Here is a 409-nt window from a genome sequence, read left to right as displayed (position 1 = left end):
CCGTTGCTGACCGTGAAGGGGCGCACCAGCCGGCCGGCCGCGTCGTCGAGCCACGGCCCGTCCCCGGCCGCCCGCACGCTCAAGGCCTCATCGCAGGGGGCTCGACGCCCTGCTGCCGGGGGGCGGTCATCAGGTACGGCCGGACGGACTTGACCAGCATCGCCATCTCGTAGCCGAGCACCGCCGCGTCGGCCTCGCGGCCGGCCATCACGGCGAGACAGGTGCCGGACCCGGCGGTGGTGACGAACAGCAGCGTCGAGTCGAGCTCGACGACGACCTGCCGGACGTCGCCGCCGTCGCCGAAGCGGATGCCGGCGCTGCGGCCGAGGGAGTACAGGCCGGAGGCGAGGGCGGCCATGTGGTCGGCGGCGTCCGGGTCGAGGCCGTGGACGGACTTCACCAGTCCGTC

At 74.6% G+C, this 409-nt stretch carries 1 protein-coding gene and 1 pseudogene; both read right to left on the bottom strand.

Annotated elements, in window-relative coordinates; translation table 11 throughout:
• Positions 1 to 77 (bottom strand): annotated as a pseudogene (locus tag CCN29_RS30075) (DUF742 domain-containing protein); the annotation flags it as partial.
• Positions 78 to 79: 2 nt separating this feature from the next.
• Positions 80 to 409 (bottom strand): roadblock/LC7 domain-containing protein (locus CCN29_RS30070; RefSeq protein ID WP_086685687.1); only part of this gene is annotated, 330 nt, incomplete at its 5' end.

The organism is Streptomyces pseudogriseolus, assembly GCA_002154585.1.
Classification (GTDB): Bacteria; Actinomycetota; Actinomycetes; order Streptomycetales; family Streptomycetaceae; genus Streptomyces; species Streptomyces pseudogriseolus.
The sequence above is the reverse complement of the archived record's forward strand: the minus strand, read 5'-3'. Positions and strand labels throughout refer to the sequence as shown.